Source organism: Bradyrhizobium sp. (assembly GCF_049798375.1).
In the GTDB taxonomy this organism is placed as follows: Bacteria; Pseudomonadota; Alphaproteobacteria; order Rhizobiales; family Xanthobacteraceae; genus Bradyrhizobium.
This window is the reverse complement of record NZ_JBARGP010000424.1, coordinates 1-5,450: the sequence shown is the minus strand read 5'-3', so window position 1 is coordinate 5,450 and position 5,450 is coordinate 1. Positions and strand designations below refer to the sequence as shown.

6 protein-coding genes and 1 pseudogene are annotated in these 5,450 nt (G+C 64.6%); 1 reads left to right on the top strand and 6 read right to left on the bottom strand.

Annotation, left to right across the window (positions count from 1 at the left end):
• Nucleotides 1-135, bottom strand: a pseudogene (locus WA702_RS17935) (methyltransferase); the annotation flags it as partial.
• Nucleotides 113-340, bottom strand: a complete 228-nt coding sequence (locus WA702_RS17930) for a DUF2007 domain-containing protein (protein ID WP_425111876.1) — start codon at nucleotides 338-340, stop codon at nucleotides 113-115. The gene WA702_RS17930 and the pseudogene WA702_RS17935, both read right to left, overlap by 23 nt.
• A 143-nt stretch (nucleotides 341-483) precedes the next feature.
• On the opposite strand from WA702_RS17930, the gene WA702_RS17925 reads away from it, so the two are divergent.
• Entirely contained in the window at nucleotides 484-1,494 is a 1,011-nt protein-coding gene (locus tag WA702_RS17925) for a polyprenyl synthetase family protein (RefSeq protein WP_425111875.1), read from the top strand.
• A 265-nt stretch (nucleotides 1,495-1,759) separates the two neighbouring features.
• Here the strand turns inward: WA702_RS17925 and WA702_RS17920 are convergent, their stop codons facing one another.
• From WA702_RS17920 to WA702_RS17905, 4 genes are all read right to left on the bottom strand, one after another.
• On the bottom strand, nucleotides 1,760-2,659 hold the full coding sequence (locus WA702_RS17920) for a 4-(cytidine 5'-diphospho)-2-C-methyl-D-erythritol kinase (RefSeq protein WP_425111874.1): 900 nt from the start codon (nucleotides 2,657-2,659) through the stop codon (nucleotides 1,760-1,762).
• A gap of 33 nt (nucleotides 2,660-2,692) precedes the next feature.
• Nucleotides 2,693-4,516 carry a tetratricopeptide repeat protein gene (locus WA702_RS17915; protein WP_425111873.1) on the bottom strand — a complete coding sequence of 608 codons (1,824 nt, stop codon included), beginning with the start codon at nucleotides 4,514-4,516 and terminating at the stop codon, nucleotides 2,693-2,695.
• Entirely contained in the window at nucleotides 4,516-4,674 is a 159-nt protein-coding gene (locus WA702_RS17910; RefSeq protein ID WP_425111872.1) for a hypothetical protein, read from the bottom strand. The genes WA702_RS17915 and WA702_RS17910 overlap by 1 nt, the downstream gene beginning before the upstream one ends.
• An 82-nt stretch (nucleotides 4,675-4,756) precedes the next feature.
• A partial coding sequence (locus WA702_RS17905) for an electron transfer flavoprotein-ubiquinone oxidoreductase (RefSeq protein ID WP_425111871.1) occupies nucleotides 4,757-5,450 on the bottom strand: 694 nt, incomplete at its 5' end.

The window sequence follows — 5,450 nt, the reverse complement described above, 5'->3', positions numbered from 1 at the left end:
GGTCGCGGCCGCCAGCAACATCGCGTCATGACCGGCGCGGTGGCCCGATCGCGGCTGGCGCAAAAGCAGCCGTCCGCCGAGAAACGCATCCTCGGAAACGGCGGCCGCGGTGTCATTCATCGAAACGCAACTCATGGGCAAGGCCGGCCTCGGCAAGCAACCGGCGCGCCTGTTGATTGTCGTCCTCGTGCACCAGGATCCGCCGCGGCAGAATGCCGAGCGAGCCCTCGATGATGCTCATGTTCTGGTCGAGCACGAGATGATGAATGTTGGCGCCGTCGAGCAGGGCTTCGATCGCCGAGACCAGCACGATGTCGTTGGTTCGAACCAATTCCCGCAAACGTCATTACTCCGTGTTGGCCTGTCGCGCGAAGCCAATGTCAAGGTCTGCTCGACCCTTCCCTCAACCCCTGCCTCGACCCTTGCCGCAGTGCGCCACAGTTTCTATTGTCCGGCCGGACCATAGCAAAAGCGGAGACCAGCGTGGCGGTTATTGTACCTTTCGAGAGCCCATCGGGCGCTTCGATCGACGGGCTGGTCGCGCTTGTTACAGCCGACATGGAACGGGTCAACGCCACGATCCTGTCGCGGACCGGCTCCGAAGTGACGATGATCCCGGAAGTCGCCAACCATCTGATCTCGTCGGGCGGCAAGCGGCTGCGGCCGATGCTGACGCTCGCGATGGCCAATCTCACCGGCTATACCGGCGATGGCCATATCAAGCTCGCCGCCGCGGTCGAATTCATGCATACCGCCACCCTGCTCCACGACGATGTCGTCGACGAGAGCGAGATGCGCCGCGGCAAATTGTCCGCTCGTATGCTGTGGGGCAACGAGGCCAGCGTGCTGGTCGGCGACTTCCTGCTCGGCCAGGCGTTCCGGATGATGGTCGAGGTCGGCTCGCTGCGCGCGCTCGACATCCTCTCCGCGGCGGCCGCCACCATCGCCGAAGGCGAGGTGATGCAACTCGCGGCCGCCAAGAATACCGCAACCACCGAGGACGAATATCTCGCTGTGATCCGCGGCAAGACGGCTGAATTGTTCGCCGCCGCCTGCGAGGTCGGGCCGGTGCTCGCCAACCGGCCGAAGGCGGAGCAGACCGCCTGCCGCTCGGTCGGCATGAATCTCGGCATCGCCTTTCAGCTGGTCGACGACGTGCTCGACTATGGCGGCAAGTCCGCCAAGCTCGGCAAGAACATCGGCGACGATTTCCGCGAGGGCAAGATCACGCTGCCGGTGGTGCTGGCCTTCCGGCGCGGCTCCGACAGCGAGCGCGCGTTCTGGGTCAAGGCGCTGGAGCGCGGCGAGATCGGCGATGCCGATCTCGATCACGCCATCGGGCTGATGAACAAGCACCGCGCGCTGGAGGACACGATCAGCCGCGCCCATCATTACGGCGCGATGGCGGTCGATGCGCTGGCGCTGTTTCCGGCCTCGCCGATGAAGACGGCCCTCGAGCAGGTCGTCGCGTTTTGCCTGGCGCGGTCGTACTAACCCTTTCCGTCATTGCGAGCGAAGCGAAGCAATCCAGAGCCGAGAAGAAAGCCTGGATTGCTTCGTCGCTGACGCTCCTCGCAATGACGGTGATTGAAAGGCCGTAGGGTGGGCAAAGGCGCGCTTGCGGCGCTACCTCGACAGAGAAGTTCTTGCGCGCGCCGTGCCCACCACGTCACTGCGCGTGACGCCCTCAACGGTGGGCACGCTTCGCTTTGCCCACCCTACGCAGCTGCGCCGGAATAGCGAGTTCGTAACTACTAGACTAGCTCAGCGTCCCCGCGTGCACCCACCATTCCGGGTGAGCGGCCGTCACCTTCCGCCCCGCGGCTTGCGCCTCCGCGTCGTTGCCGAAGATCGCAAAGCAGGTCGCGCCCGAACCGGACATGCGCGCGAGCTGCACGCCGGCGCAAGCGCCCAGCGCAGCCAGCACGTCGCCGATCACGGGCTGTACCTTCAGCGCAGGCGGCTCGAGATCATTGGGCACGCGTGCGAGCGCCTTGATCCAGTCGGCGATCGCAGCGCCAGCCGCCGGCCAGGCCGGCGACCGCAGCACATCGCTGACACCCACCCGCAGCTGGCCGGGACGCAGCCCCAGCGCCTGAAACACATCCTTGGTCGCCACCGGTACGCGTGGGTTGACCATCACGCACGGCAGCGCCGGCAAGGCCAGCGGCAGCAGTTTGTCGCCAACACCGGTCATGTCGCAGGCCTGCGAGGCCAGGCAGACCGGGACGTCGGCACCGGTGTTGAGCGCGACCGCGACCAGGGCAGGATCGTCGAGCGCCAGATCGTTCAACCGGGCGAGCAATCGCAATGCGGCTGCGGCATCGGCCGAGCCGCCGCCAATGCCGGCGGCGACGGGAAGCACCTTCTCCAAGGTGAACGCACCGACCTTCAGTCCGGGCACCGCCTCAGCGAGCAGCCGCGCCGCCTTGAGCACCAGATTGTCTGAGGTTTCGCCGCAGGCGTCGGCGAGCGGCCCGGTCGCGCGCAGGCCGAGCTCTCCGCCCGGTGTAAGCGTCAGGCGGTCGGCACAGTCGGCAAAGGCGACGATGCTTTCGAGATCATGATAGCCGTCGGCGCGGCGGCCGACGACGCGCAAGGTCAGATTGACCTTTGCACGCCCGATCTCCTCGCGCGTGCTGATGTGAGACGTCGACATTGACGCCGTGCCCCCTTGAAGCAAAGCCGCCGATCAGCCGCCCTTGCCTTCCTCTTTGCCGCTGTCCTTCACGTCGTCCTTCTTCTTGTCGGCCGACGTATCGCGGTCGGCGGAGGCTGCGGCAGCGGCGCCCGGATCATCCGGCAGGCCATTCTGGATCTTGGCTTCGATCTTCGGCAGTTCGTCCGGTTCCGGCTTCAGGTCCCGTGCATGCGCCCACTGGAACTTGGCTTCGAGCTTGCGCCCGACGCGCCAATAGGCATCGCCAAGGTGATCGTTGATCGTCGGATCCTCGGGCTTCAGGTCGATCGCGCGCTCGAGATTCTTCACCGCCTCCTCGTAGTTGCCGATGCGGAAATAGGCCCAACCAAGCGAATCCACGATATAGCCGTCGTCAGGGCGCTGATCGACGGCACGCTTGATCATCTTCATGCCTTCGTCGAGATTGGTGCCCTGGTCGATCCAGGAATAGCCGAGATAGTTCAGGACGTGCGGCTGCTCGGGGTTCAACGCGAGCGCCTTGCGCATGTCGGCCTCGGCCTTCGGCCACTGCTTGGAGCGCTCCTCGCAGATACCGCGATAGTAATAGTAAACGCTGTTGGCCTTGTCGTTATCAGGTGGCAGCGAATCGATGCCCTGCGAATAGGTCACGGCGCAATCGGCGAACTTCTTGCGGCCACGCTCGATGTTGCCGAGCGCCATGATGGCTTCCAGATCCTTCGAATCCTGCGCGATCACGTCCTTCAGGATCTTGATCGCTTCGTCGCTGCGGTCGGCGCTGTCGAGGTCGGTGGCAAGCTGGATCTGCGCATTGCGCTTCAGCGGCGAGCTCGCCGGCACCCGCTCATAGATCTTGATCGCCATCTGCGGCTTCTTCACGGTCTCGTAGAGATCGGCGAGCGACAGCAGCGCCAGCGGATGGTTCGGCTGCAGATAAAGCGCAAGCTGCAGATAGATCAGCGCAAGGTCTTCGCCGCCGCGGCGGGTCAGCGTGGCGCCGATGCCGTACAGCGCTTCGGCCGCACCGGCCTGCGGGGACTCGATCAAGGGCGGCAGCTTCTTGCCTTCCTTGGTGTCGCGCAGCCCCTCCTGGATCAAAGGATGGCGCGCCAGCTTCTTGTCGAACGCCTCGTAGATTGCGGTCGCCGAGGCCTCATCCTTGTTGCGGGTCAGCCAGTGCGCGTAGGCCTCGGTGATGCGCAGCATCGAATCGTCGAGCTTGTAGGCACGTTCGAAGCGGGCGCCGGCGTCCTTCTCCTTGCCGGCGAGATCATAGATCATGCCGGCATGCAGATCCTTGAAGATCGGATACCATTCCGGGCCGGCCAGCTTGTCGATGCTGGCGACCGCCGTCTTGACGTCGCCGGCGCCGTAGCTCGACCAAGCCGACAGCAAGGTCGCGACGAGATCGGTGATCGGGCCGCGCACCGACTGGTTGATGTTGGTTTGCGCGGCGGCGTATTTCTTCAGCTTGATGTTCTGAACACCGACCACCAGACGGGCGATGCGGTTGTTCTTGTCGACCGTGAGAATGCGCTCGGCGAGCTTGACCGCCTCGTCGACATCGCCGTCGGCAACCGAGGAGATGAAGGCGCGGTCGAGCAGTTCGCTGTTCTTCGGATCGGTGCGCAGCGCCGAACGGTAGAACGCCGCCGCGGAGGCGGCGTCGCGCTCGACGCTGGCGTGCCGCGCGGCAAGATAGCTGCCTGAGGTCGTCAGCGCCTTGAGGTCGTGCATGTTCGGGAATTGAGCGGCGGTGTCAGTTGGATGATCGGGCGTTTGCGCGAGGACCGTGCCGGGCAGGAGCATCGCGGCGAAAGCTACGGCAGTCCAACGATTGCAACGAATTGAGAACATCACGGTTCGCTCTGGCTGTTGGAAATGGCGGGAATCGTCTCGAACACGAACCTGTCGGCAGCGTCCAGTCGGCACCTTAAGGCGCCGACCATGCCGAGTTTGGCGGCCAATCGCAAGGATTGCAGGCGATTCGGCCAGACGGGCGCCCTTTCGGTCATCTATCCCGCCTGTAAGCGATTTACTATGGCCTTATCGTGGCCGATCGCACGGCAGGCAGCGGCCGGCTCACGGAATCGTGCATTACATCGCTTCGTAATTCGGGCCGCCACCGCCCTCCGGCGGAACCCAGGTGATATTGCCGTTCGGGTCCTTCACGTCGCAGGTTTTGCAGTGGACGCAGTTCTGCGCGTTGATGACGAAGCGCGGGCCCGTGCCCTCCTCGACCCATTCATAGACCCCGGCCGGGCAATAGCGGTTCGACGGGCCGGCAAAGACGTCGTGCTCGGAGCTCTTCTGCAGCGCCATGTCGGCAACCTTCAGGTGCACCGGCTGGTCTTCCTCATGGTTGGTATTGGAGAGAAAGACCGAGGACAACCGGTCGAAAGTCAGCTTGCCGTCGGGTTTCACAGCCGGGTTGGGCTTGTGCGCCTTAGCCGGATCGAGCGTTGAACGGTCGGGCTTGGCATGGGACTGGGTGCCGAACAGCGAGAAGCCGAGCGTGTTGCACCACATGTCGAAGCCGCCGAGCACCACGCCCACCACGGTGCCGAACTTCGACCACAGCGGCTTGACGTTGCGGACCTTATAAAGGTCCTGGCCGACCGGCGAGGAGCGCCAGGCGCTCTCATATTCGGCGAGCTCGTCATTGGCGCGGCCCGCCGCCAGCGCGGCATGGGCGTGCTCGGCCGCCAGCATGCCGGTGCCCATCGCATTGTGCACGCCCTTGATACGCGGCACATTGACGAAGCCCGCCGCGCAGCCGATCAGCGCGCCG

Excerpts from the sequence above, each read along its gene's own strand:
- WA702_RS17920 (WP_425111874.1), bottom strand. The coding sequence starts at position 2,659 with ATGTCGACGTCTCACATCAGCACGCGCGAGGAGATCGGGCGTGCAAAG.
- WA702_RS17915 (WP_425111873.1), bottom strand. The coding sequence starts at position 4,516 with ATGTTCTCAATTCGTTGCAATCGTTGGACTGCCGTAGCTTTCGCCGCG.
- WA702_RS17910 (WP_425111872.1), bottom strand. The coding sequence starts at position 4,674 with ATGACCGAAAGGGCGCCCGTCTGGCCGAATCGCCTGCAATCCTTGCGA.